This window comes from Finegoldia magna ATCC 29328, from assembly GCF_000010185.1.
GTDB classification, from domain to species: Bacteria; Bacillota; Clostridia; order Tissierellales; family Peptoniphilaceae; genus Finegoldia; species Finegoldia magna_H.
The window spans coordinates 667,756-692,156 of the sequence record NC_010376.1; the positions used below are offsets into that span (position 1 = coordinate 667,756).

22 protein-coding genes, 2 tRNA genes and 1 other annotated feature are annotated in these 24,401 nt (G+C 30.0%); of the genes, 23 read left to right on the forward strand and 1 reads right to left on the reverse strand.

The genetic code is table 11. The annotated features are described in order from the left end of the window. Nucleotides 1-32 precede the first annotated feature (32 nt). The 7 genes from FMG_RS03275 to FMG_RS03305 all read left to right on the forward strand — a co-directional run bounded on the left by FMG_RS03275 (nucleotide 33) and on the right by FMG_RS03305 (nucleotide 5,100). Entirely contained in the window at nucleotides 33-722 is a 690-nt protein-coding gene (locus FMG_RS03275) for a response regulator transcription factor (RefSeq protein ID WP_002838205.1), read from the forward strand. Continuing rightward, on the forward strand, nucleotides 722-2,128 hold the full coding sequence (locus FMG_RS03280; RefSeq protein WP_012290512.1) for a sensor histidine kinase: 1,407 nt from the start codon (nucleotides 722-724) through the stop codon (nucleotides 2,126-2,128). Before FMG_RS03275 ends, FMG_RS03280 begins: the two co-directional genes overlap by 1 nt. Next, nucleotides 2,112-3,581 carry a hypothetical protein gene (locus tag FMG_RS03285; protein ID WP_041250595.1) on the forward strand — a complete coding sequence of 490 codons (1,470 nt, stop codon included), beginning with the start codon at nucleotides 2,112-2,114 and terminating at the stop codon, nucleotides 3,579-3,581. Before FMG_RS03280 ends, FMG_RS03285 begins: the two co-directional genes overlap by 17 nt. A 150-nt stretch (nucleotides 3,582-3,731) precedes the next feature. Further along, a tRNA-Lys gene (locus FMG_RS03290) sits at nucleotides 3,732-3,807 on the forward strand. A gap of 18 nt (nucleotides 3,808-3,825) precedes the next feature. Further along, nucleotides 3,826-3,901: transfer RNA gene (locus FMG_RS03295), tRNA-Lys, on the forward strand. A 93-nt stretch (nucleotides 3,902-3,994) separates the two neighbouring features. After that, nucleotides 3,995-4,375, forward strand: a complete 381-nt coding sequence (locus FMG_RS03300; protein ID WP_041250596.1) for a hypothetical protein — start codon at nucleotides 3,995-3,997, stop codon at nucleotides 4,373-4,375. Continuing rightward, entirely contained in the window at nucleotides 4,375-5,100 is a 726-nt protein-coding gene (locus FMG_RS03305; RefSeq protein WP_012290514.1) for an HAD family hydrolase, read from the forward strand. Before FMG_RS03300 ends, FMG_RS03305 begins: the two co-directional genes overlap by 1 nt. A 97-nt stretch (nucleotides 5,101-5,197) precedes the next feature. Here FMG_RS03305 and FMG_RS03310 read toward each other — a convergent pair whose 3' ends face one another. Then, on the reverse strand, nucleotides 5,198-5,869 hold the full coding sequence (locus FMG_RS03310; RefSeq protein WP_002838359.1) for a class A sortase: 672 nt from the start codon (nucleotides 5,867-5,869) through the stop codon (nucleotides 5,198-5,200). Nucleotides 5,870-6,036: 167 nt separating this feature from the next. Here FMG_RS03310 and mraZ point away from each other — a divergent pair, with 167 nt between their 5' ends. The 16 genes from mraZ to FMG_RS03390 all read left to right on the forward strand — a co-directional run bounded on the left by mraZ (nucleotide 6,037) and on the right by FMG_RS03390 (nucleotide 24,398). Then, nucleotides 6,037-6,468 (forward strand): division/cell wall cluster transcriptional repressor MraZ, encoded by a 432-nt coding sequence (gene mraZ / locus FMG_RS03315; protein ID WP_012290515.1) that lies wholly within the window; start codon nucleotides 6,037-6,039, stop codon nucleotides 6,466-6,468. A gap of 7 nt (nucleotides 6,469-6,475) precedes the next feature. Continuing rightward, nucleotides 6,476-7,414, forward strand: coding sequence for a 16S rRNA (cytosine(1402)-N(4))-methyltransferase RsmH (gene rsmH / locus FMG_RS03320; RefSeq protein ID WP_012290516.1), 939 nt, complete (start codon nucleotides 6,476-6,478; stop codon nucleotides 7,412-7,414). Nucleotides 7,415-7,449: 35 nt separating this feature from the next. Beyond that, nucleotides 7,450-7,839, forward strand: coding sequence for a hypothetical protein (locus FMG_RS03325; RefSeq protein ID WP_012290517.1), 390 nt, complete (start codon nucleotides 7,450-7,452; stop codon nucleotides 7,837-7,839). Continuing rightward, on the forward strand, nucleotides 7,839-10,058 hold the full coding sequence (locus FMG_RS03330) for a penicillin-binding transpeptidase domain-containing protein (RefSeq protein WP_012290518.1): 2,220 nt from the start codon (nucleotides 7,839-7,841) through the stop codon (nucleotides 10,056-10,058). Before FMG_RS03325 ends, FMG_RS03330 begins: the two co-directional genes overlap by 1 nt. A gap of 95 nt (nucleotides 10,059-10,153) precedes the next feature. Continuing rightward, a complete protein-coding gene (mraY, locus tag FMG_RS03335; protein ID WP_012290519.1) occupies nucleotides 10,154-11,116 on the forward strand; it encodes a phospho-N-acetylmuramoyl-pentapeptide-transferase in 963 nt (320 codons plus the stop codon). Nucleotides 11,117-11,123: 7 nt separating this feature from the next. Further along, complete coding sequence (gene murD, locus FMG_RS03340) at nucleotides 11,124-12,449, forward strand: UDP-N-acetylmuramoyl-L-alanine--D-glutamate ligase (protein WP_012290520.1); 1,326 nt, start codon at nucleotides 11,124-11,126, stop codon at nucleotides 12,447-12,449. Nucleotides 12,450-12,453: 4 nt separating this feature from the next. After that, the gene (locus tag FMG_RS03345) at nucleotides 12,454-13,563 is read left to right on the forward strand and encodes an FtsW/RodA/SpoVE family cell cycle protein (protein WP_012290521.1); all 1,110 of its coding nucleotides are present in this window, start codon (nucleotides 12,454-12,456) and stop codon (nucleotides 13,561-13,563) included. After that, nucleotides 13,560-14,672 carry an undecaprenyldiphospho-muramoylpentapeptide beta-N-acetylglucosaminyltransferase gene (murG, locus tag FMG_RS03350; RefSeq protein WP_012290522.1) on the forward strand — a complete coding sequence of 371 codons (1,113 nt, stop codon included), beginning with the start codon at nucleotides 13,560-13,562 and terminating at the stop codon, nucleotides 14,670-14,672. The genes FMG_RS03345 and murG overlap by 4 nt, the downstream gene beginning before the upstream one ends. Continuing rightward, on the forward strand, nucleotides 14,659-15,381 hold the full coding sequence (locus tag FMG_RS03355) for a cell division protein FtsQ/DivIB (RefSeq protein ID WP_012290523.1): 723 nt from the start codon (nucleotides 14,659-14,661) through the stop codon (nucleotides 15,379-15,381). The genes murG and FMG_RS03355 overlap by 14 nt, the downstream gene beginning before the upstream one ends. Nucleotides 15,382-15,714: 333 nt before the next feature. Beyond that, nucleotides 15,715-16,797, forward strand: a complete 1,083-nt coding sequence (ftsZ, locus tag FMG_RS03360) for a cell division protein FtsZ (protein ID WP_002839252.1) — start codon at nucleotides 15,715-15,717, stop codon at nucleotides 16,795-16,797. Further along, nucleotides 16,797-17,249 carry a transcriptional regulator NrdR gene (gene nrdR, locus FMG_RS03365; protein ID WP_002836229.1) on the forward strand — a complete coding sequence of 151 codons (453 nt, stop codon included), beginning with the start codon at nucleotides 16,797-16,799 and terminating at the stop codon, nucleotides 17,247-17,249. The genes ftsZ and nrdR overlap by 1 nt, the downstream gene beginning before the upstream one ends. Before the next feature lie 93 nt (nucleotides 17,250-17,342). Beyond that, complete coding sequence (locus FMG_RS03370; RefSeq protein ID WP_012290524.1) at nucleotides 17,343-18,638, forward strand: replication-associated recombination protein A; 1,296 nt, start codon at nucleotides 17,343-17,345, stop codon at nucleotides 18,636-18,638. After that, on the forward strand, nucleotides 18,635-20,020 hold the full coding sequence (gene asnS / locus FMG_RS03375; RefSeq protein WP_012290525.1) for an asparagine--tRNA ligase: 1,386 nt from the start codon (nucleotides 18,635-18,637) through the stop codon (nucleotides 20,018-20,020). The genes FMG_RS03370 and asnS overlap by 4 nt, the downstream gene beginning before the upstream one ends. 48 nt (nucleotides 20,021-20,068) lie before the next feature. Continuing rightward, nucleotides 20,069-20,248 (forward strand) — a binding site (T-box leader). A 37-nt stretch (nucleotides 20,249-20,285) separates the two neighbouring features. Continuing rightward, nucleotides 20,286-22,694 carry a leucine--tRNA ligase gene (gene leuS, locus FMG_RS03380; protein ID WP_012290526.1) on the forward strand — a complete coding sequence of 803 codons (2,409 nt, stop codon included), beginning with the start codon at nucleotides 20,286-20,288 and terminating at the stop codon, nucleotides 22,692-22,694. A 106-nt stretch (nucleotides 22,695-22,800) separates the two neighbouring features. Then, a complete protein-coding gene (locus FMG_RS03385) occupies nucleotides 22,801-23,208 on the forward strand; it encodes an RrF2 family transcriptional regulator (RefSeq protein WP_002839398.1) in 408 nt (135 codons plus the stop codon). A 2-nt stretch (nucleotides 23,209-23,210) separates the two neighbouring features. After that, nucleotides 23,211-24,398, forward strand: a complete 1,188-nt coding sequence (locus tag FMG_RS03390) for an AI-2E family transporter (RefSeq protein WP_002839421.1) — start codon at nucleotides 23,211-23,213, stop codon at nucleotides 24,396-24,398. Nucleotides 24,399-24,401: the final 3 nt, after the last annotated feature.

Here is a 24,401-nt window from a genome sequence, read left to right on the forward strand (position 1 = left end):
ATTATGGGTTATAATAATACATGAGGTGTGATATGAGTATTAAAGTTCTTTTAGTAGAAGATGAAGATAATATTAGACAATTTACAAAAATAAATTTAGCAAGAGAAGGATTTGAAATTTTGGAAGCGGATTCTGGAGAAAAAGGAGTAGAACTTGCAGAACTAAACAAACCAGATGTTGCAGTATTGGATATAATGCTTCCTGGAATTGACGGGTTTGAAGTATGCAAAATCCTAAGGAATAAATTTCCGAATATAGTTATCATAATGTTAACTGCAAAAACTCAAGATAACGATAAAATCGAAGGACTTGAGAGAGGCGCAGACGATTATTTGACAAAGCCTTTCAATCCTCGCGAGTTGATACTTAGAATAAAATCTGTTTTAAGAAGAAGTCCTCAAAAACAAAATAATAGTCAAATTATTGAAGATGAAACATTCAAGCTTGATATGTATTCGAGAACTTTTTATAAAAATGGCAAAGAAATTACATTAACTCCAACAGAACTTAGCATCATAAAACTTTTAATGCAAAACCCTGGAAAGGCAATTACTAGAGATGAATTGATGGATAAAGCATGGGGTGAAGATTTTATTGGCGATGCAAAAATAGTAGATGTTAACATGAGAAGATTGAGAAGTAAAATTGAAGAGGATTCAACTCATCCAAAATATATTGTTACGGTTTGGGGAGTTGGTTACAGATGGGAAAATAAAAAATAATGAGTATTAAAAATAAAATAATGTATTCCTTTGTATTTTTAACAAGTATTACTGCGATAATACTTGTTATATTTTCGATTTATGCTACAAAGTTTTACTATTATTCCACAATGGAAGGTGTTCTGAACAACGAAATAAGATATTCTACAAATTTGTACAGTTCCTACATGGCTGATTATGAATTAGATGAAGTAATCGCAGAAGATAAAAACCAATTTTATCGACAAACAGATTGTCAAGTTCAAATTTTGGACAATAACCAAATTGTTGTATTTGATTCCATTGCAAGTCCCAATCTAGGAAAAAAAATAGAAACATCTGATGTAGTAAACGCGGTAAATGGCCAAAGTGGTAGCTATACTGGAAAGGTCAGTTATTCTGATTCAAATATAATTTCAGTATCCGTTCCATTAGAATCTCGTGGAAAACAAGTCGGAGTTTTAAGATACATTTCAAGTTTAAAAGACGTTGACAGAGCAATAAGAGTGAAGTCAGTTTCGTTTGCACTGTTTGGATTTTTAGTAATACTATTTAGTATTTTATTGAGCAAAATTCTAACAAAAAGTATTGTAAAGCCAATTAATAGTTTGGCAAAAACTGCTGAAAAAATGGCAAAGGGTAACATGGAAGTACGAGCAAAAGAAAATAATACCGATGAAATTGGAAGATTAGGAATGACTTTGAATTTGTTAACGGATAATATCAACAAAAAAGAACAATTAAAAAATGAGTTTATTTCCAGTGTCTCACATGAATTGAGAACTCCATTAACTTCTATCAAAGGATGGGCACAAACGTTAAAATACGATCCTTCGGATTTAGAAACAACTACAATGGGAATTGATATTATAGATAGTGAATGTGATAGACTGACAACTATGGTTGAAGAATTGCTTGATTTTTCAAGATTTACTTCCGGAAGAATTTCTATTGTAAAAAGAAAACAAAATCTAATAGAATTAGCTGAGCATATCAAAAATCAATTACTTCCTAAAGTTCGTTCCAAAGGCATTGATTTGATACTGAATTACGAAAGCCCAGAACTAATTGCAACTTTTGATGAAGATAGAATCAAACAAGTTTTTATAAATATTTTGGACAATGCTATAAAATTCACACCGGATAAAGGAACAATAATTATTAATATTGAAAAAACTGAAAAATTTGCAGAAGTATCCATAATTGATACTGGAATTGGAATTTCGTTTGAAGAAATCGAATTAGTAACTGGTAAATTCTACAAAGGTTCCAATTCAAACTCACATGTTGGTTTGGGGCTTTCTATTTGTGAAGAAATAGTAAAACTTCACAAAGGAGAGTTGATGATTAAATCTAAGATAGATGAAGGAACTACTGTTTCATTCACATTGCCATTAGGAGATGATGAAAATGAAAAAGACAACTAGTATATTGATAGGTACGATTGTTTTGATATTATTGATTGTTTTTATAATGTTTAGAAATAAAGAACAATCAGCAGTCGAAAATGTAAAAGTTCCTGATAATAATTTATTGGTCGCAGCAGGAGTATGGCAAATAGACAAGAAAGAAAGCTTCGCAGATTCTAAATCAAAAATATCAGATGAAATAGGGAAATTTTATGTCGATGAATCAATAGTTGTTTTTGGGAAAAGATTTACAATCAACCCTAAGTTCTCGTCAAAATTTGTAAGCTTACAAAATTATATTAACAAGAAGACAAGCGATGAAAATTTGAGTAAAAATTTTTCTAAAGATAAGAAAATGGTAATTACCATTTCTGATGGCAGCAAGTTTTACCAAGATGTAGTTGTAATGGATAAAAACAATCTAATTCTTCCATATAATGGCGTGCTTTATTACATGAAAAAGACGGAGAATAAAGTTAGTCGAACATTTATTGAAAACTACCAATCAACATATGAAAGCAAGTATTATGAAAACAAAGGAAATAATTTAAAAGACAAAGAAAATATTGCCATGTTAATTGGTATTAAAAATAAAGTTGTACGAAATGGTAAAAGTGATATTTCATACAGGACTATTTTATTAGATATTGACAAGAAAAATAGCGCTCAAATTTATCAAACATCAGCATTGTTTTTCCCAAGGAAAAACGGATTTTGGATAATGGAATATAAAAAGAACGAATTCGATAATAATTATGTAGAACAATTTATAGCAAAACCAGTTTATTCAGGTGAAAATATAAAGGACAATAGAAAATTAGAATTTGATTCGCCTTCAGAAATAACGTATCTTGGCCCAGAGTATATTTCTATTTTGAAAATAAAAGATCAATTTGAAAATTATTCTATTTTTGATATAGATAAAATGAGTAATAATAATGAACTTAATATTGACCAAATCGGGGGCAAAGAAGCTGTCAATGTTTTAAAAAGTTCTATAGCTGAGGAATCTGCTGACCCTAATATAGAGGTAACTACTGAAGATAAGAATGAAGATTACAAAAACATAGGAATAACAAGAAATTCTGGTAAGTGGAGTTATCAAACTCAATACACTTTAAAAGATAATAACGAAATTAAATTAAAAAATATAAACTTAAATATAGTTTCACATTTGAATATATCAACAGATGAATTATCGATGAACTGGCAATCAATTAAAAATTTAAAAAGCAGTGCTTTAGATGCATATTCATCTCCAGATAAAAGAATATTAGTTGTACAAACAACTGATGAAATTTTAATTTATGATTACTCTAACGACAATAAATTGATAGGGAGTATTCCTATAACAAAAGATGATTCCATTATAATGAGTGAATGGGCGATAGGTAACTATGCTGAAATGTGGAAAAAAGAATTTAAAAACAATGAAAAAATCCCATCTTCATTCATAATTAATCAAAGGTAATAAATTTATTAAACTTAAAATTAGAAGTAGATAATTTTGAAAATTATCTACTTACTTTTATTTATAGCTTTAATCATAACATTAAAATTATTTAAAACTCTTTACAAATTCTTAAAATAGTGTATAATAATATTGTTGTGGTAAAGATGTGCGCCTTTAGCTCAGTTGGTAGAGCAACTGACTCTTAATCAGTGGGCCCAGGGTTCGAGTCCCTGAAGGCGCACCATTTTTTATAACTTAATATGCGCCTTTAGCTCAGTTGGTAGAGCAACTGACTCTTAATCAGTGGGCCCAGGGTTCGAGTCCCTGAAGGCGCACCATCTAATCCGAGTTCACTCGGATTTTTTTATTTGAAAGAATTAAGCAATATAAAAATTCAATATATATGATATAATAAAAAAAGGAGGATAGACATGAAATCAATTTTATCTGTAATATGGAAATACAAAGCAGTTAGCTTCCTATTTTTTATATGCGTAGCAATTTTGTTGCTTATTGTACATTTCTTACATAATAAATTACAAAACAAACAAAAGAAATATGTTTTTACTGCTGTAATTTTTGTTATATCAGCAATACTTTTTGTTATGTCCATGCTATCTATTTTAAGCAAGATAGGGCTTACACTATTAATGATGTTTACTTTTACATTTTCGTCTGCCGTTATTTGTTTAGCGTATTCTTTGATTTTAGATGTAATGAATCCAATTACTCATAAGAAAAAAAGCTTGGAGTTTCGTAATATAATTGATAAGTTCGACAGATTAGTTGAAGAATCTAGAGGTACAAAATAATGAAAATTGGCGCATTTTTTGATATTGACGGAACGATTGCGAGAGATTCTCTAATGATTGAGCATTTCAAAAAATTAGTCAATTTTGAAATAATTGATCAAAAATTATACTACGAAAAAGTGTATCCGGCCTACCAAAAATACGAAAAAAGAAAAATAGACTATGATGATTATTTGAACGAACTAGTTGATGTGTACAAATACAACTTAAAGGGATTTAGTAGTGAGTTTAACGAATTTATATCTAATCAAGTAATCAGCCAGGTTAAAGAAAAAGTGTACAGATATACTCGTAAGATGATAGAATTTCACAAGGAAAATAATCATTTGATATTTTTTATTTCTGGGAGTCCAGATTTTTTGGTTAAAGAAATGGCTGAAAGTTACGGAGTAACAGAATACAGGGCATCTTTGTATCTAAAAAAATCGGGGATGTATACAGGAGAAGTTGTTCCAATGTGGGATAAAAATAGCAAAAAGGCAGTTATCGATAAAATTGTTGAATCTTATGATATTGATGTGGATAACTCATATTGTTACGGTGATACTTCCGGAGATTTTTCTATGATTAATATGATGGGAAAACCTACGGCGATTAATCCAACCAAAGAACTATTTGAACTAATAAGAGCTAATGAGAAAATAAATGAAAAAACAAAAATTATCATTGAACGAAAAGATGTAATTTATGATTTTCCTAAAAATGGTAAAATTTTAGATATTTAAACAGCATAATAGACTCTCCTCACAATAATGAGGAGAGTTCTTTATATGGAAAAACCGCAGAAGAATTTTAAGATTTTCTGCGGTCTAAATTTTTGTTCTAATTTTGTTTGAAATAATTTTTGTCGTATTTAAATGATCTAACGAGCTTTCCGATTTGAAATACTCTGTTGTCAGGGTCATTTGGCATATCGCATGTCATCAAAGAAATAATTGGTTTGTTATCATATTTTTCAATTCTATCGTCATCTAACATATAAAAAGCATAAGAATCAGTAACTTTTCTATCTACAATTTCATATTCATATATGTTTTTCTTATCTGTAATGTAAACTTTAGTACCCTTTGTCAAATCATACACTTTACTAAATAAAGAGCCATTTCTCTTCATATAGTGACCAGTAAGTGTGTAATTCTTTTCTCCCATTTTTTGGTTTTCTTTCATTGTGGCTGCACCACTTAATAAATGTTCATCAGTTACACCACGATGTATAGGAAGACTCAAATTATAGTCAGGGATAATTATTTGTCCAATAACATTTTCTCCACTTATAGCTGTAAAATTAAACAATGACGTTGTTGTGCTAATAGAGTTTACAGCATCAAAGTCGTTTTTGAATTCCTTTTTGTTGTTCTGTTCCATTTCTGTGGATGATATATCATTACTTATATCATTTTCACTGTAATAAGTAGGTATTAATCTGGCTGCGAAATATAAAGCGAAAAGTAAAATACCTATTGTCATTAAAAATATTCCAAATTTTTTTCTCATATTCATCCTCTTTAAAATTTATTACGTAGAGTATTTTAACATATAATTAAATTTTAGTAAATATCATAAAGAACAAATATTCGGAACAGATAAAAACATTGATATCATCATATATAAAAGATATTATTAATGTAGTGGAATGAAAGTGGAACAAAGTGGAGGGAAAAATGTTTATCAATGAATATTTTCATAATATAGACTCAAAAGGTCGCGTTATTATGCCTTCAAAATTTAGAGATGAAATAGGAGAAGAATTCTACATTACAAAAGGAATGGACGAATGTCTTTTTGTATATCCTGTATCCGCTTTTATCCAAATGACCGAAAAGCTTAATAAGTTGTCATTGACTAGAAGACAAGCAAGAGCGTTTTCAAGGGTGTTTTTTTCAGGTGCTAGTAACCAAGAAATTGATAAGCAAGGAAGGTTTTTAATTCCTCAATCCTTGAGAAGCTATGCAGATATAAAAAAAGAAGTTGCAATTATTGGGGTATCCAATCGTATAGAAATATGGGATAAAGAGAAATGGGAACAATACTCTAATGATTCTTCACTAAACTATGACGATTTAGCAGATGGTTTAAATGATCTTGATTTGTAGGTGAATTATGGAATTCAAGCATGTGCCAATTTTATTAAATGAATGCATCGAAAATTTGAATATCAGAGACGGCAAGATTTACGTGGATTGCACTGTTGGAGGAGCTGGACATTCCAGAGAAATTGCAAAAAGAATTGGTAATGGAAAGTTGATTTGCTTTGATCAAGACGAAGACGCATTAAAAGTTGCGAAACAACGACTAGAAGAATTTGGAGATAAGATTATCTTCATAAAGGATAATTTCAAGAATATAAAAAATGATTTACATAACTTAGGCATTGAAAAAGTCGATGGAATCCTAATGGATATAGGTGTTAGCTCGTATCAAATTGATGAAGATAGTAGAGGGTTTTCTTATATGCATGATGCTGATTTGGATATGAGAATGGATCAATCCAATCCAATAAGTGCAAAAGATATTGTGAACACTTATTCAAAAGAAGACTTGGAAAATGTTATTTTCAAATATTCAGATGAAAAATGGGCCAAAAGAATTGCTGAATTTATATGTAATGCTAGAGAAACTAAACCAATTAATACTACTTTCGAATTAGTTGAGGTAATTGAAAAAGCGATTCCTAAAAAGGTTAGAATGAATCAAAAAGGCCACAGCGCTAAGAAAACTTTTCAAGCAATTAGAATTGAAGTTAACAAAGAATTAGATGTTTTGGAACAGGCTGTAGGAGATTCTATAGATTTATTGAATCCTGAAGGCAGAATTTGCATAATAACGTTTCATTCTTTGGAGGATAAAATTTGCAAAGATATTTTCAGACAAAGACAAAAAGGTTGTATATGTCCTCCCGAAATTCCAGTTTGTGTTTGTAATCATAAACCAGAAATTAAGATTATTACTAGAAAGCCGATAGAGCCTTCAAAAGAAGAATTGGAACAAAATTCTAGGGCTAGAAGCGCAAAATTAAGAGTAGCTGAAAAGATTATTTAATTTGTAGATTATTTGACTGATAAATGGAGACAAAAATGGGTAACGCACAAAGAAAAATCGAAGTATTTCCACAATACGTAGAAAAAAAAGAATTAGAAATAAAGAAAATTGAACAAACAAAAAAATTAAATAGACCAAGCAGAAAAACAAATCTTTTTTCTACATTTAATAAAGTAATGATTTGTGTGGTTATTTGTTTATCCATTTTGGTTATGAATCGTTATTCTAAGATTCAAAGCATGTCTAGTGAATTAAAAGAAGTAAAAAATCAGGTAATGCTAATAGAAGGTAATCGAGATGTGATAAAATCTAGTATAGAAAGCAAATTAACTAATAAAAACATTGAAGAAATAGCAAAAAATAATTTGGGTATGCAATTTCCTGAAAATGCTCAAATTATGTACTTAAAATTAGAGGAAAAATAATGAGAAGGCGCAATTTAAGCAAAGGAAAAATTAATAAAAATTTCAATAAAAACTACAATTCTCGTATTGTAGTTTTATTTTGTATATTGACATTTATTGTTCTACTAATAGTAGGGAAGTTGATTTATTTACAATTAACTCCGGCTGGAGATAAATATCGAAAATTATCTGCAAAACAAAGTACCAATACTATTAATATTGACGCTGAAAGAGGAAAAATATTGGATACAAATGGTGAAACGTTGGCTGATAATGTCGTATCAAATAATTTGTATGTGAATGCTACTTATTTAAATGATCAAGCAAAATCTAATTTAGTAGATTCATTAAGCAAAAGTTTAAGTATGAAACCAGAAGAGTTAAGAAAAATTCTAGAAAAAAAGAAAACTGTTTTGGTTAAGCCTTCGTTATCTAAATCGGAAATAGATAATATAAAAAAATTGCCTATTAGTAACCAGAAATTCATCAGTGTTGTATCTGAAAAAAAGAGATATTATCCAAATAAAGAAATGTTATCTCAGGTTTTAGGATTTACTAATGTGAATAATGATGGAGTAGTAGGCTTGGAAAGCTTTTATAATTCTAAATTAAAAGGCAAACCTGGTAAAAGAATTCTAAATAGCTCTGTAAATCGATCGATAGATTTATCAGATGACAGCTCTGTCATTATAAATCCAGAAAATGGATATGATTTAAAAACAACCATAGATATTACTATCCAAGGTTTTGTAGAAGATAGTTTGAAGGATATCGAGAATAATTTCAAACCAAAATCCGCAACAATTATTGTTATGAATCCAAATAATGGGGACGTTTTGGGAATGGGATCTTATCCTAATTTTAATCCAAATGACCCTAAAAAACCGCTTTTAAAAGAACAATTAGATGAATTAAATGATTTGAAAAAAGAAAATGACGAAGATAAAATCAGTAAATTTTATTTTAATATGTGGGAAAATAAGGCAACTTCATGGACTTATGAGCCAGGAAGCGTATTTAAAACAATAACAAGTGCAGCTGCAACTGAAGAGCACACAGCAACACAACATTCACATTATTTTTGTAATGGGTTTATTAGAGATATTCCCGGTGTTGTTATAAGGTGTGAAAGATACTGGAATCCACATGGAGACGAAACATTCCAGGAAGCCTTCAATAACTCTTGCAATATTGCTTATGTACACATCGGTAGAGATTTAGGGAAAGCAAATATGCAAAAATACGTAAATGGGTTTGGATTTAATCAAAAAACAGATATTGATTTGCCGGCAGAAGAATTGGGGATAGCTCCAAAAAGTGTAAAAGATATTGATGCCGCTAGACTTGCTACACTTTCTTACGGCCATGGAATATCAGCGACACCCATTCAAATGTTGACCGCTCTAAATTCGATTGTAAATGGTGGTATGTTAATAGAACCTCATGTAGCGAAGGAATTTATATCAAAAGATACAAAAAAGGTAGAAAAAGTTCAATCAAAAGTCAAAAGACAAATAATTTCAGCACAAACTTCTAAGCAAATTAACAAAATGTTGCAAGGAGTTGTCGATGATGGAAGTGGTAAAAAGGCTGCAATACAAGGATTTGGAATTGGTGGTAAAACTGGAACGAGTATAAAAATTGAAGATGGTAAATACACTGATAGTAAAACTACTGCATCTTTTTTCGGTTCTTTTCCAACAGATCATCCAGAATACACAGTTTTGGTTGTAGTAGACGAGCCTCAAAGAAAAAATGGAGGAAGTGCAGTATGCGCGCCTTCCGCAGGCAAGATTTTTTCTAAGATAATTGAATACAAAAGAATGAACAAGACTAGATTAGATTCTGACGATTCAGATAAAATTACTGTTCCTGAATTAGAGGGACTTACATTAAAGTTAGCTGTTGATAAGTTAAATTCATTAGGGTTAAAATCTAAAGTTACAAATTCAGATTCAAATTTGAATTCAATTGTAACATCACAAGAAACAGAAGCTTATTCTAAAGTGAATAAGGGAGATATTATTGAGCTCACAACAGGAAGTGTTGAAGACTCATTAATTAGAATTCCAGAGATAGTAGGATTCACAGTTGAAGATGCGGTGGATACATTAAAAAAATACGGAATTAATAATATTGAAATTAAAAATGGTAAAAAAGGGAAAGTAGTCAAAACTGATCCTGAAGAAAACAAATTGATTGATCCAAAATCTTATATTAAAATTTATACTGAACAATAAAAAACACTGAATAATAAAATTCTCGTGTGGTATAATAATTACTTATGAGGTATAAAATTGGACATAATTTGTGTTCATAATTTAAGGAGATAAATATGAATTTTAAAAGCGAAATTTTAATGTCGATGTTATTAGCGATTATAATTTCATTGATATTGGGAAAGTTTATAATCAAGATTTTGAGAAAAAAACATATTGGTCAAGAAATCAGAGATGATGGGCCCAAATCACATTATTCAAAAGCCGGTACACCGACTATGGGAGGTATTATATTTATAATATCTACATTGATTACTGTGATTGTATTCAGATTGTTTAATAGCGAAGTTTTATTGGCGATTTATGGAATGATTGCTTTTGGAGCAATTGGTTTTATAGATGACTTTATGAAATTAGTAATGAAGCGTTCATTGGGATTAAACGAAAAACAAAAACTTGTATTGCAACTTTTGTTTTCTGTTATTGCTTGCTTCTTAATTAAACAAGTAAATCCTAACTTTACAAAACAAGTTATTCCATTTTTCCATAAAACAGTAGATTTTGGTTTAATAACTTACCCATTCTTGATTTTCGTGATGATGGGAACATCTAATGCTACTAATCTTACTGATGGATTAGATGGACTTGCAACTTCTGTTTCAATTCCAGTATTCATATCTACAAGTATTATAATGTACAACTTGAATTCTACGGCCAGCATATTCAGTATTATATTTGCAGGAAGTCTGTTGGGATTTTTAGTGTACAATTCAAACCCAGCAAAAGTATTTATGGGAGATACTGGATCAATGGCTATTGGCGGAGCATTAGTAATGATTATGGCTATGTACGGATTGAGTTTGTATTTAATTATTTTAGGATTTGTTTACATGATTGAAGTATTGTCAGTAATTATTCAAATGACAAGCTACAAATTACGAAACAAAAAAAGAGTATTTTTGATGAGTCCAATACATCATCATTATGAATTAAAGGGATATAAAGAACAAAAAATAGTATCAACTTTTATGGTTGTATCAGTAATTACAAGTTTAATTACATTATTAGATATATTGTAGGTGAAATATGAAGAAAATATTAGTATTTGGATTAGCAAGAACCGGAATATCAGCTCTAAAAACATTAAAATTAAAAGGATATAATTTAGGAGCAATCGATGATAATATTGACGAAGAAAAAACAAAAATATTAAATGAATTAGACGTTCAAATAGAATCTATAGATACTATTGATAAGTACGATATTATTTTAAAAAGTCCTGGCATTAGAATGGATAATCCTGTAATATTAAAGGCTAATGAATTAAATATCGAAGTTGTTAGCGATTTGGAATTGGCACAAAGAATTTTTGGAGATATTAAAATTGTAGCTATTACTGGTACAAATGGCAAAACAACAACAACTTCATTGATGACAAAAATGTTGAATGATTCAGGTAGAAAAGCAATTTCAATAGGTAATATAGGAGTAGGTATGTTGTGGGAAATCTACAACAGCGATAAGGACACATATTTTGTTATTGAATGCTCGAGCTTCCAACTAGAAAGCACAAAAAATTTCAAACCACAATATTCATGCATAATCAATATTACTCCAGATCATATTGATTGGCATGGGAGTATGCAAAATTATGTAAATGCAAAAAAGAATGTACTAAAAAATCAAGACGAAAATTGCTACACTGTACTTAATGCAGATGACGAATACTATGAAGAATGCAAAAAATTTACAAAAGCAAATGTATACGATATTTCTACATCAAAAAATGTTAAAAGAGGCTCATTCATAAAAGATAATTCTATATATTTTTCTGATTCAGATTGCGATAAAATCATTGATTTAAAAGATGTTAAATTAATAGGCTATCATAATTATCAAAATGTTTTATTCTGCGTTACTTTAGCAAAATTGATAGGAATAAATGATGATAGTATTAGAGAAACTTTAATGAGCTTTTCTGGAGTAGAACACAGATTGGAATTTGTAAGAGATTTGTCTGGAGTAAAATACTACAACGATTCTAAGGGAACAAATGTAGATGCAAGTGTTAAGGCAATAGAATCTTTTGATAAAAATGTTATTATACTGGCCGGTGGATATGACAAAAAAGTTAGCCTGGATAATTTTTTCATAGCTGGTAAAGATAAATTTAAAGCTTTGATTTTAATGGGACAAACTAGAGATTTGTTCGAACAAAAAGCTAAAGAATATGGATTTAAGCATATCTATTTGGTAGATGATATGAAACAAGCAGTAACTCAAGCTAACAAAATAGCTGAAAGTGGAGATGTCGTTCTACTTTCTCCAGCTAGTGCAAGTTGGGGAATGTATAATAACTATGAAGAAAGAGGAAACGAATTTAAAGATTTAGTAAATAATTTGCGAGGATAGAGGCATGAAACTTTCAAAAGATGGGAAGGCTTTATTGTATATAACAGTTTTCCTGACAATTTTTGGAATAATTATGGTACTAAGTTCAAGCTGGCCAACAGCTGTAAGTGAACACAGAGCATGGTACTACTATGGGCTAAGACAGGGTATTTTTGCTCTTCTTGGATTTGTTTTCATGCAGTTTACTGGTGTTTATGACAATGAGAATTACAAAAAAAATGCATTGTGGATTTTTTTAATCGCTCTCATTTTGTGTGCATTAGTATTTACACCTTTAGGTAAAGAAATAAACTACGCAAAACGATGGATTAAGATTAAATCATTTAGTTTCATGCCATCGGATATTCTTAAATTTGCATCAATTAACCTTGCCGCAGCAATAGTATCTCAAAAAATAAATAAAATTAAAACCTTTAATGAAGGTTTTTTAAGAATGATTTTCTTAGTTGCAGTATCAGGTGGAATTGTATTTATGCAACCTGACTTATCAACGGCAATTGTAATCATAGGAAGTGTATTTTGCGTATTTATGGTGAGTGGTTTGAATGTTAGATACATTGTGTCCACTTTATTAACAACACTGGTTTTCGGATATATAGCTATTTTCAAAGTAAAAATAGGTTATAGTAGAATTGACAGAATTATAGCTTTTGTTGATCCATTGGGCAATTTAGAAGATGAAGGATGGCAATTATCACAATCATTAGCAGCTGTGTCTAATGGCAGTTTTCTCGGTAGCGGATTGGGCATGAGTAAACAAAAATTTTTGTATCTATCGCAAGCTCATAACGACTTTATCTTCGCAATTATTTGTGAAGAATTTGGGTTTCTAGGAGCGCTGATTTTAATTATAGCTTATTTTGCATTCTTAGTTTGTGGAATTAGAATTGCAATGAAAACAAAATATATTTATTCAAAGTTATTGGTTTCTGGAATACTTTTTGTAATCGGAATACAAGCTTATGTTAACATGACAGTAGTTACAGGATTAATTCCTCCAACAGGATTGACCTTACCATTTATTTCTTATGGTGGAACGTCTTTGATGATTATGTTGGGTTTGGTTGGAATAATCTTAAATGTAGACAGGAACAATGAAGAGGAGAGAAAATGAATATCATAGTATCTGGCGGTGGAACTGGTGGACATATATATCCAGCAATTTCATTAATAGAAGAATTAAAGAAAAGAGATAAGGATAATAAAATCCTATATGTAGGCACCGAAAAGGGATTGGAAAGTAGCATTGTACCAAAACTAGGAATAGATTTTAAAACTATACATGTGAGAGGAATTCCTAGAAAAATAAATGCGAATTCTTTTAAAGCTTTGAAAGAATTATTTCAAGGATTAAGAGAAGCAAATAAAATCCTCAAAGAATTCAAACCAGATCTTGTCATAGGAACTGGTGGATATGTGAGTGGACCTATATTATACAAAGCCACTAAAACTAAAGCAAAGGTAGCTTTTCATGAGCAAAATAGTTTTCCGGGAATAACGAATAGAATTCTATCTAGATATGTTGATAAATATTTTGTGACATTTAAAGAATCGATTAAATATTTCAAAAATCAAGATAAAGCTGTCGTAACAGGAAATCCAATTAGAAATAGATTTACTGATATTGAAAAAAACAAAAAATCTGCGCTCGAACAATACGATATTTCAGAAAATAAAAAGGTTGTATTTATTTTTGGCGGTTCAAATGGTTCTGAAATATTAAACAAAGCAACATTGAATATGATTGAAAAAATATCTAATCAAGATAAATTCGAAATAGTTTTAGCTACAGGTAAGTTGAACTACGATGAATTTATACAACAATCAGGGAAAGAAATTAAAAATTTACACGTTTACCCATATATCGATGATATAGATAAAGCTTATGCAGTATCTGATTTAATAGTGACAAGTAGTGGAGCTATAACATTAGCTGAATTATCTTTCCTGGGAAAAGCATCTATACTCGTTCCAAAAGCATATACAACTGAAAATCATCAAGAGCATAACGCCAGAGCTTTTGAAAAAAATGGAGCAAGTAAAGTAATATTAGAAAAAGATTTGAACTCTGATACATTGTTTGATCAAATTAACGAAATATTAAGTGATGATAATTTATTAAATGAACTTTCAGAAAACTCTAAGAAAATGTCATATCCAACTGCTTGTAAAGATATCGTAGATGAACTTTACAGATTGGTAGAACAAGATGAAAAAGCTTAGAACGGTTATTATTGTCGCAATATCACTATTGATTGCGCTGATAGTGTATTTATGTGCTACAATTGACTATTTTTCAATAAAAACAATAAAGGTTAAAAACAATAAAATAGTAAAATTATCTGAAATAAAAAATTATGCTAATTACTCATTAGGAGAAAATATTTTTAGATTTAACAAGAATAAATTACAAACTAAAATTAGTAAAGATATTTATATTAGAAGTGCGAATATCAAGAAAATTTATCCGAATACCATAGAAGTAACAGTAGAAGAAACGAAAGATATTTGTTATTTTGAAATTGGAAAGGATAAGTTTTTTGTAGATTCTGATTTTAATGTGGTAAAGAACAAAGATAGAATTGATTATTCTAAGATTGTTAAGATAGTTGGAGCAAATGAAAATTTGTCGAAAATAAATAATTTAGAATCAGATGAAAAGTTTTACGAATTTTTGAAGAATCTTTTTTCTCATAAAGTTTTAAATCAATTAACTGAAATTAATGTTTACAATGCAAGTGATATAACTTTGCTTACAAAAAATGAAATAAGCGTGTTTTTTGGAGATTTAAATGATTCAGAAAAGAAATCTAATAATATTTCAAAAATTTTGAATGAAATTAGTACTAAAAGTATAAACACAAAAATAGTAGATACTAAAGATCCTAAAAAACCATTTTTGATAAAAGAAAATGCAGAACAAAGTGAGTAAATACAGTTTCTGTAAATCATCGTAAAGAAATAAAGCAAGATACACATTGAAAATAAGGTGTATTTATAATACATTAAAGAAAAACATGATACAAAACTGGAAACATTATCAAATTATTACAAGCGTCGCCAAAAGGATACAAAGCAATAATAATACAAAATAGAAATGCTAGATACAAACAACAAAAAAGAAATTTTAGAAAAATTATACTATAGATACAACAACGCTACAGTGTGAGACAAAAGCAGGTTTTTAACAAAAAAACGTTGAACTTGTAGTATAATTAAATCATAGAGATTGAAATAAATTTTAATTACGAATTAGGAGGATGTTATGACTTTTGATATGGAACTAGAAGATAATGATTTAGCAAAAATCAAAGTAATTGGTGTTGGTGGCGGTGGAAATAACGCTGTCAAGAGAATGAAAGAAGAAGGTTTACAAGGCGTTGAATTCGTAGCGGTAAATACTGACAAACAAATTTTAAATAATTTAGATATTAATACTAAATTACAAATCGGAAGCAAGATTACTAAGGGTTTGGGAGCCGGAGCTAATCCTGCAGTTGGTATGAAAGCTGCTGAAGAAAGTAGAAACGAAATCGAAGAAGCACTTGATAAAACAGACATGGTATTTGTAACTGCTGGTATGGGTGGCGGAACTGGTACTGGTGCTGCACCTGTAGTTGCACAAATTGCAAAAGAAAAAGGAATTCTTACAGTTGGCGTTGTAACAAAACCATTTACTTTTGAAGGAAGAAAAAGACAAATGCAGGCTGAACAAGGTATCGAAGCTTTAAAGGGAAAAGTTGATACATTGGTAATAATTCCTAATGATAAATTATTACAAATTTCAGACAAGAGAACAACAATGTCAGAAGCTTTTATGATGGCTGATGAAGTTTTGATGGATGGTATTCAAGGTATCTCTGATTTAATTGCTGTACCTAACTTAATTAACTTGGACTTTGCTGATGTTAGATCCATTATGCTAAACCAAGGAATTGCTCACATGGGTATTGGTAAAGCGAATGGAGACAACAGAGCTATGGAAGCTGCAAAACTTGCAGTAAAATCTCCATTATTAGAAACATCAATCGGAGGAGCAAAAGCTGTTTTGATTAATGTTACAGGAAAAGAATTAGGATTATTCGAAGTTAATGAAGCTGCAGAATTAATCAGAGAAGAAGTAGATCCAGACGCTAATATTATATTTGGTGCTGGTATTGATGAGTCTTTAGGTGACGATATCAAAATTACTGTAATTGCAACAGGATTTGATTCTGATAACCCAATGGCTAACAAATTAAAATCAAATAAAAAGTCTGATCCAGTTTCTCAAAAATCAGAAGAAACTTCTGAAAAAGATCATGATGATATAGAAATACCTTCATTCTTGAAGAGAAGAGGATTCTAATGAAATGTCCGTTCTGTAATGCATCTGATACAAAAGTTGTAGATACTAGAGCATCTGAAGACGACAAAATTGTTAGACGAAGAAGAGAATGTATTTCTTGCCACAAAAGATTTACTACTTATGAAAGATATGACTTTAATAATCTTACAGTGGTAAAAAAAGATAAAAACAGAGAAGCTTTTGATAGAGATAAAGTGTATCGTGGAATGAAAAAGTCTTGTGAAAAAAGACCTGTTCCAGATTCAGTGTTGCTTGAGGCTACTAAAGAGATAGAAGTTGAATTAACACATAGCAATAAAAGGGAGGTAGATTCATCTGAAATAGGTGAATTAATAATGAAAAAGCTTAAGAAAATTGACAAGGTTGCATATATTCGTTTTGCTTCTGTGTATAGAGAATTTACAGATGTTAAATCTTTTAACGAGGAAATATCAAAATTAGATAATGAATAAGGTCGGGTAAATATCCGACCTTTAATTTTTATTTAACGATATTTAATTTTTATGGTAAGATATAAATAAAATAAATGTTAAAGGGGAAATATTTTGGATTTATTTGAATATAATTTACAATTACAAAAAGAAAATAGTTCACCGTTAGCAAATAGACTTAGACCAAAAAGTTTGGATAAATATTTTGGACAATCTCACGTGGTTGGCGAAGGAAAGCTTTTGAATAGATTGATAAAGGCTGATAAAATTCCTTCTATGATTTTTTACGGACCACCTGGAACTGGAAAAACAACCTTGGCAGAAATTATTTCGAATCAAACTAATTCTTTATTCGAAAGATTATCTGCGATTTCAAATGGAGTTAAAGACATTAGAGAAGTTATTTCAACTGCTAAGACTAATTTGAGCATGTATAACAAAAAAACTGTTTTGTTTATTGATGAAATTCATAGATTTAACAAATCGCAACAAGACGCATTGTTAGGATATGTTGAAGATGGAACAATTACTTTGATAGGTGCCACAACAGAAAATCCATTCTTTGAAGTGAACAAAGCTCTTTTATCTAGATGTCAAATTATCGAATTGAAACCGTTGACTGATAATGATATTAGAAATATTATAGAAAACGCACTTACAGAAGATAAAAAATTAAAAGAAATGAACATTCAAATAGATGAAAAAGCAATTGATGTTCTCGTAAATTCTGCAAATGGGGATGCGAGAAGTGCATTGAATGCTCTAGAGATTGCAGTCGAGAGCACAGATCAAGTTAATGGTTGCTTAATTATAGATGAAGATGCAATTAAAAATTCTGTATTTAAACCTGTTTTGAAATACGATAAAGAAGAAGATCACTATAATGTTATATCTGCATTTATTAAATCTATGAGAGGTTCTGATATTGACGCAGCTTTATATTACTTAGCAAGAATGATTGAAAGCGGTGAAGATCCTAAATTTATTGCCAGAAGAATGGTGATTTTTGCATCAGAAGATATTGGACTCGCAAATCCTGAGGCTTTGACTGTGGCTATTAATGTATTTAACGCAGTTAATTTAATAGGGCTACCAGAATGTAGGATAAATTTATCGAATGGTGTAATCTATCTTGCATCAAGTGAAAAATCTAATACATCATATATAGCGATCGATAAGGCATTGGAAGATATTCGCCAAAACAAGATTTACGATGTTCCTAGTCATTTAAAAGACGCTCACTATTATGGAGCAAAATCGTTGAATAGAGGTCTAGGATACAAATATCCACACAGTGACGATTCGTATCAACAATACTTACCTGACGAATTGAAAAATCAAAAATATTACGATCCAAAAGATATTGGATTTGAAAGCAAAATATATAAAAAAATAAGGAGTAAAGAATGATATTAATTAAAGATTTGATTAAAGATTACGAAAAGTATTCTGACAAAGAAGTTGAAGTTGGAGGTTGGATTAAAAACTCAAGATTTAGTAAAAATGTTGGTTTTATTGAACTAAATGACGGAACTTTCTTCAATCCTGTTCAAATTGTTGTAGGAAAAGATAATGAGGATTTTGAAAGGGCTGAAAAGTTAAAACTAAGCTCTGCAATTATTGTTGTAGGTAAATTAGTTTTGACTCCAAATTCTAAGCAACCATTTGAAATTCAAGCGTCAAAAGTTATTGTAGAAGGAGAATCTACTGATGATTATCCACTACAAAAGAAAAGACATACATTTGAATTTTTGAGAACAATTTTACACTTAAGACCAAGAACAAATACATTTAATGCTGTATTTAGAGTTAGAAGCAGATTAGCATTTGCTATTCATAAATTCTTTAATGAAAGAGGATTCGTTTATGTTCATACTCCAATTATAACAGGCAGTGATGCTGAAGGTGCTGGAGAAATGTTCAGAGTTACAACATTGGATTTGGATAATCTTCCAAAAGATGATGACGGAAATGTTGATTTCACACAAGATTTCTTCTCAAAATCTACTAACTTAACTGTAAGTGGTCAATTGCAAGCAGAAGCTTACGCACTAGCTTTCAGAAATGTATATACATTTGGACCAACTTTTAGAAGTGAACATTCTAATACTCCTAGACATGCGGCAGAATTTTGGATGATGGAACCTGAAATATGTTTCGCAGATTTGGATGATGTGTGTAGCTTAGCCGAAGATATGGTTAGATATATCATAAAAGATGTTATGGAAAATTGTGAAGAGGAAATTAAATTCTTTAATAGTTTTGTAGACAAGAACTTGATTGAAAGATTGACAAAAGTTGCAAACAAATCATTCAAAAAATTAACTTATACTGAAGCTATTGATATTCTAAAAAAATCAGGAGAAAAGTTTGAATACCCTGTTAAATGGGGAATGGATCTACAAACAGAACACGAAAAATATTTGAGTGAAAAAGTTGTTGACGGTCCAGTGTTTGTTACTGATTATCCAAAAGAAATCAAAGCTTTTTACATGAGACTTAATGACGACAAAAAAACAGTTGCTGCAACTGACCTTTTAGTTCCAGGAATTGGTGAGTTAATTGGTGGAAGCCAAAGAGAAGAAAGATTTGAATTATTGGATCAAAAAATGGATGAGCTAGGTTTCAACAAAGAAGAATATAAATGGTATCTTGATTTAAGAAAATACGGTGGGGTTAAACACGGCGGATTTGGACTTGGATTTGAAAGAATGGTAATGTACATGACAGGAATGTCAAATATAAGAGATGTCATTCCGTTCCCAAGAACTGTTGGACATTGTGAATATTAATATTGTATTTAATTCTTTGATGTGGTATCATAGTAATAAGTTTTTATAATAATATTTGAATAAAAGTAGTAAATAATTAAAAAATTTCAGAGAGTTGATGGGCGGTGCGAATCAATATTTAAGGTTATTGAACTTGTTTATTAAAAGAATATTCGTATATCTGCGTTAAAGATTTGAGTGGGATTAACCAATAAGAGTGGTACCGCGGAATTTTATTTCGTCTCTTCTATGCAAGAGGCGAATTTTTTATTATTTGGAGGTAAAAATGGATAAATATAATCCGAATTCAATTGAGAAAAAGTGGCAAAAATATTGGGAAGAAAACAAAACTTTTAAAACTTCTGATGATAAATCTAAAAAAAGATTTTACGCATTAGTAGAGTTTCCTTATCCATCTGGACAAGGATTACACGTAGGTCATCCAAGACCATACACTGCACTAGATATTGTTTCAAGAAAAAGAAGAATGCAAGGATACAATGTTTTATATCCTATGGGTTGGGATGCTTTTGGACTTCCAACAGAAAATTTTGCTATTAAGAATAAAATAAGACCTGAAGTTGTTACTGAAAATAATATAAAAAACTTCAAAAGACAAATGCAATCAATCGGATTTTCTTTTGATTGGGATAGAGAAATAAACACAACAGATCCAGATTATTATAAATGGACTCAATGGATTTTCATTCAAATGTTCAAAAAAGGACTTGCTTATAAAAAAGAAATGCCTATTAATTGGTGTCCATCATGTAAAACTGGACTTGCAAATGAAGAAGTAATCAATGGTCACTGCGAAAGATGTGGTGGTCAAGTTGTCAGAAAAGTTAAGAACCAATGGATGCTTAAAATTACTGAGTACGCTGACAGACTTATTGATGATTTAAAAGATGTTGATTATTTTGATAGAATTAAATCTCAACAAATCAATTGGATTGGAAGATCATATGGAGCAGAAATTAATTTTGCGGTAAAAGAAGTTGATGAAAAAATCACTGTATTTACAACAAGAGCAGATACTATATTTGGTGCTACTTACATGGTTATTTCAGTTGATCATCCTTTGATTGAAAAATATAGTGATAGAATTAAAAACATTGATGAAATTAGAAGCTATAGGTCAGAAGTTGCTAAAAAATCAGAATTAGAAAGAACAGATTTATCTAAAGAAAAAACAGGATATAAAATTGATGGATTAACAGCTATTAATCCTTTGACAAACAAAGAAATCCCTGTTTATGTTTCAGATTATGTATTGATGACTTACGGAACAGGTGCTATCATGGCAGTTCCTGCCCATGATGATAGGGACTACGAATTTGCTAAAAAATTCAACATTGAAATGATTCCTGTAATTGAAGGATCTGACATACAAAATTGCGCATTCACGGAAACAAATGAAGGAAATCTTATTAATTCAGGATTTTTAAATGGCTTGACTGTAGATGAAGCAAAAGAAAAAATGTATGAATACATTGAAGAAAAAGAAATAGGTCATAAGAAAACAAATTACAAATTAAGAGACTGGGTATTTTCAAGACAAAGGTATTGGGGAGAGCCAATTCCATTGGTTTACTGTGAGCATTGTGGATGGGTTCCATTGGATGAGAAAGATTTGCCATTGGTATTACCAAAGGTAGATAATTATGAACCAACAGATAATGGAGAATCTCCACTATCAAAAATAGATGATTTTGTTCACACAAAATGTCCAAAATGTGGCAGAGATGCGGTTAGAGAAACTGATACAATGCCACAATGGGCTGGATCTTCTTGGTATTATTTAAGATATACTGATCCACACAATGATGAAGCTATAGCTAGCAAAGAAAACTTAGACTATTATACACCTGTAGATTGGTACAACGGTGGAATGGAACACACTACACTTCACTTATTGTATTCTAGATTTTGGCATAAATTCTTGTATGATATCGGAGTAGTTCCTACAAAAGAACCATACATGAAGAGAACTAGCCATGGAATGATTTTAGGGGACAATAATGAAAAAATGAGTAAGTCTCGTGGTAATGTCGTAAATCCAGATGATATAGTTAGAGATTTCGGTGCAGATACTTTGAGATGTTATGAAATGTTTATTGGAGATTTTGAAAAATCAGCTCCATGGTCAGAAAATGGAGTTAAAGGTTGTAGAAAATTCTTGGATAAAGTTTGGAGAACACAAGATTTAGTTGACGGCGATTCTAATTTTGAAAAAATGGAAACTCTGATTCACCAAACTATTAAAAAAGTTAGTGAAGATTATGAAAATTTGAAATTCAATACAGCGATTGCACAACTTATGACATTATTGAATGAATTCAACAACTTAGACAAAATCTCCAAGGAACAATTTAAAATTTTCTTGATATTATTAAATCCAGTGTGTCCACATATTACAGAAGAAATTTGGCAAAGAATGGGATATGAAGGATATGTTCATGAATCTAGCTGGCCTGAATATGATGAATCAAAGACTATCCTAGATGTCATAGAACTTCCTATCCAAGTGAATGGTAAATTAAGAGCAACAGTAGAAATAAATAGAGAAGCTTCAGAAGATGAAGTTTATGAAAAAGCTGTTAAGGATGATGTTGTTGCAAAATATCTTGAAAACAAAAATGTAGTTAAGAAAATTTATGTTAAAGGAAGAATTTTTAATATAATTGTAAAATAATTTTGGTAATAGTAGATTGAGTTATCTTAATCTACTATTATTATTGACATAGGATATTTACACAACTATTTTACTATGATAAAATTTATCATAAATAGGAGGGCTTATGAGATTATCTACTAGAGGAAGATATGGGCTTGCGGCAATGATATATTTAGGCAAAAAATATGGAGATAATCCAGTTAGTTTGAATGAAATATCAAAAGCTACAGGACTTAGTAATAATTATTTAGAACAACTTATTCGAGAATTAAAAAAACAAGATTTAGTAATTTCTGTTAGAGGTGTACAAGGTGGTTATTTATTAAAAAAATCACCAAAAGAAATTTCGGTTGCCGAAATCTTGGAGTGCTTGGAAGAGTTCTTTGGAGTGACAGAATGCTCTGTAGTTCCTGGACTATGTTCAAGAGAAGATACTTGTCCATCTAGACTTATTTGGACTCAAATGCATGACGATATGATTAATAGTATTAAAAACGTAAGTTTACAAGACCTGATTAGCAAAGAGAAATAGATATGATTATTAATTCTGAATTTCTACACAATGCATTAGTATTTATAACTATTATTTTCATGGTATTTGGAACGTATTTTTTGATTACTGTGGGAAATAGTAAGGTAGATGAGAAATACAAAATTGTATTTAATTTCCATAAAATAAAAAAAACTACTATATTGATACTTATTCTATTGGGATTATTGGCTTTATTTTCAAAGTATCCTGTAATTTATCACACTATCAATACTTTATTGATAGGAATAATACTTTCATACATTATCAATCCTTTGGTTAAGTACTTTGAAAATAAAGGAATCAGAAGGTCGTTTGCAATTTTAATAATATATGTCATAGTAATATTTTTGATAATATTATTAGGAATGATTGTTGTTCCTCAAACTATTCAACAAATCAAAAAAATGATAATTAGTTTACCTGGTTTTATGGCCGATATTTCTATAAAAGTAAATGATTTTAATAGAAAAATATTCAAAGAGTATCCTAATGTAAGCAAAATAATGTCCAATGCGATGCAAACAGTTAATCAAAAACTTGGGACAATTCAAACTTCGATATTGGACATGTTATCACAAACAGGAAATATTACAGGAAGTATTTTTACTAATTTACTTAGAATTATTTTAATTCCTGTTGTTAGTTTTTATATGTTATTGGATAAAGAAAAATGCATTGATTTTATAATGGGATTTATACCAAATAAAAATAAAGACAAGTTTTTGAGCGTTTGCAATGATATGGATAAAGCTTACAGCGAATTCATTCGTGGTAGATTAATAATGGCGATATTTGTAGGAGTGCTTACAGCTATTGCTTTAATTATAATGAGAGTTGATTTTGCGATTATCATAGGAATACTTACTATGGTAGGAGATATTATTCCTTATATTGGCCCTTTTATAGCGGTAACACCAGCTTTTATATTGGCTTTTTTAGACAGCCCAATAAAAGCTGTGGTTGTTGTAATTGTATTCGTATCTATACAATGGGTTGAAAACAACATACTTGCACCTAAATTGTTGGGTTCAAAAATTGGTATTAATCCATTGTTAGTAATTGTTAGTTTGATAATAGGTGGTGGAATGTTTGGAGTTGTAGGTATGATTTTATCAGTTCCATTCGTTGCTACAATTAAAATATTATATTTACATTTTAAAGATAAAATTAAAATGTTTTTTAAAAATTAGTGA

Excerpts from the sequence above, each read along its gene's own strand:
- FMG_RS03275 (WP_002838205.1), top strand. The coding sequence starts at position 33 with ATGAGTATTAAAGTTCTTTTAGTAGAAGATGAAGATAATATTAGACAA.
- FMG_RS03280 (WP_012290512.1), top strand. The coding sequence starts at position 722 with ATGAGTATTAAAAATAAAATAATGTATTCCTTTGTATTTTTAACAAGT.
- FMG_RS03285 (WP_041250595.1), top strand. The coding sequence starts at position 2,112 with ATGAAAAAGACAACTAGTATATTGATAGGTACGATTGTTTTGATATTA.
- FMG_RS03300 (WP_041250596.1), top strand. The coding sequence starts at position 3,995 with ATGAAATCAATTTTATCTGTAATATGGAAATACAAAGCAGTTAGCTTC.
- FMG_RS03305 (WP_012290514.1), top strand. The coding sequence starts at position 4,375 with ATGAAAATTGGCGCATTTTTTGATATTGACGGAACGATTGCGAGAGAT.
- FMG_RS03310 (WP_002838359.1), bottom strand. The coding sequence starts at position 5,869 with ATGAGAAAAAAATTTGGAATATTTTTAATGACAATAGGTATTTTACTT.
- mraZ (WP_012290515.1), top strand. The coding sequence starts at position 6,037 with ATGTTTATCAATGAATATTTTCATAATATAGACTCAAAAGGTCGCGTT.
- rsmH (WP_012290516.1), top strand. The coding sequence starts at position 6,476 with ATGGAATTCAAGCATGTGCCAATTTTATTAAATGAATGCATCGAAAAT.
- FMG_RS03325 (WP_012290517.1), top strand. The coding sequence starts at position 7,450 with ATGGGTAACGCACAAAGAAAAATCGAAGTATTTCCACAATACGTAGAA.
- FMG_RS03330 (WP_012290518.1), top strand. The coding sequence starts at position 7,839 with ATGAGAAGGCGCAATTTAAGCAAAGGAAAAATTAATAAAAATTTCAAT.
- mraY (WP_012290519.1), top strand. The coding sequence starts at position 10,154 with ATGAATTTTAAAAGCGAAATTTTAATGTCGATGTTATTAGCGATTATA.
- murD (WP_012290520.1), top strand. The coding sequence starts at position 11,124 with ATGAAGAAAATATTAGTATTTGGATTAGCAAGAACCGGAATATCAGCT.
- FMG_RS03345 (WP_012290521.1), top strand. The coding sequence starts at position 12,454 with ATGAAACTTTCAAAAGATGGGAAGGCTTTATTGTATATAACAGTTTTC.
- murG (WP_012290522.1), top strand. The coding sequence starts at position 13,560 with ATGAATATCATAGTATCTGGCGGTGGAACTGGTGGACATATATATCCA.
- FMG_RS03355 (WP_012290523.1), top strand. The coding sequence starts at position 14,659 with ATGAAAAAGCTTAGAACGGTTATTATTGTCGCAATATCACTATTGATT.
- ftsZ (WP_002839252.1), top strand. The coding sequence starts at position 15,715 with ATGACTTTTGATATGGAACTAGAAGATAATGATTTAGCAAAAATCAAA.
- nrdR (WP_002836229.1), top strand. The coding sequence starts at position 16,797 with ATGAAATGTCCGTTCTGTAATGCATCTGATACAAAAGTTGTAGATACT.
- asnS (WP_012290525.1), top strand. The coding sequence starts at position 18,635 with ATGATATTAATTAAAGATTTGATTAAAGATTACGAAAAGTATTCTGAC.
- leuS (WP_012290526.1), top strand. The coding sequence starts at position 20,286 with ATGGATAAATATAATCCGAATTCAATTGAGAAAAAGTGGCAAAAATAT.
- FMG_RS03385 (WP_002839398.1), top strand. The coding sequence starts at position 22,801 with ATGAGATTATCTACTAGAGGAAGATATGGGCTTGCGGCAATGATATAT.
- FMG_RS03390 (WP_002839421.1), top strand. The coding sequence starts at position 23,211 with ATGATTATTAATTCTGAATTTCTACACAATGCATTAGTATTTATAACT.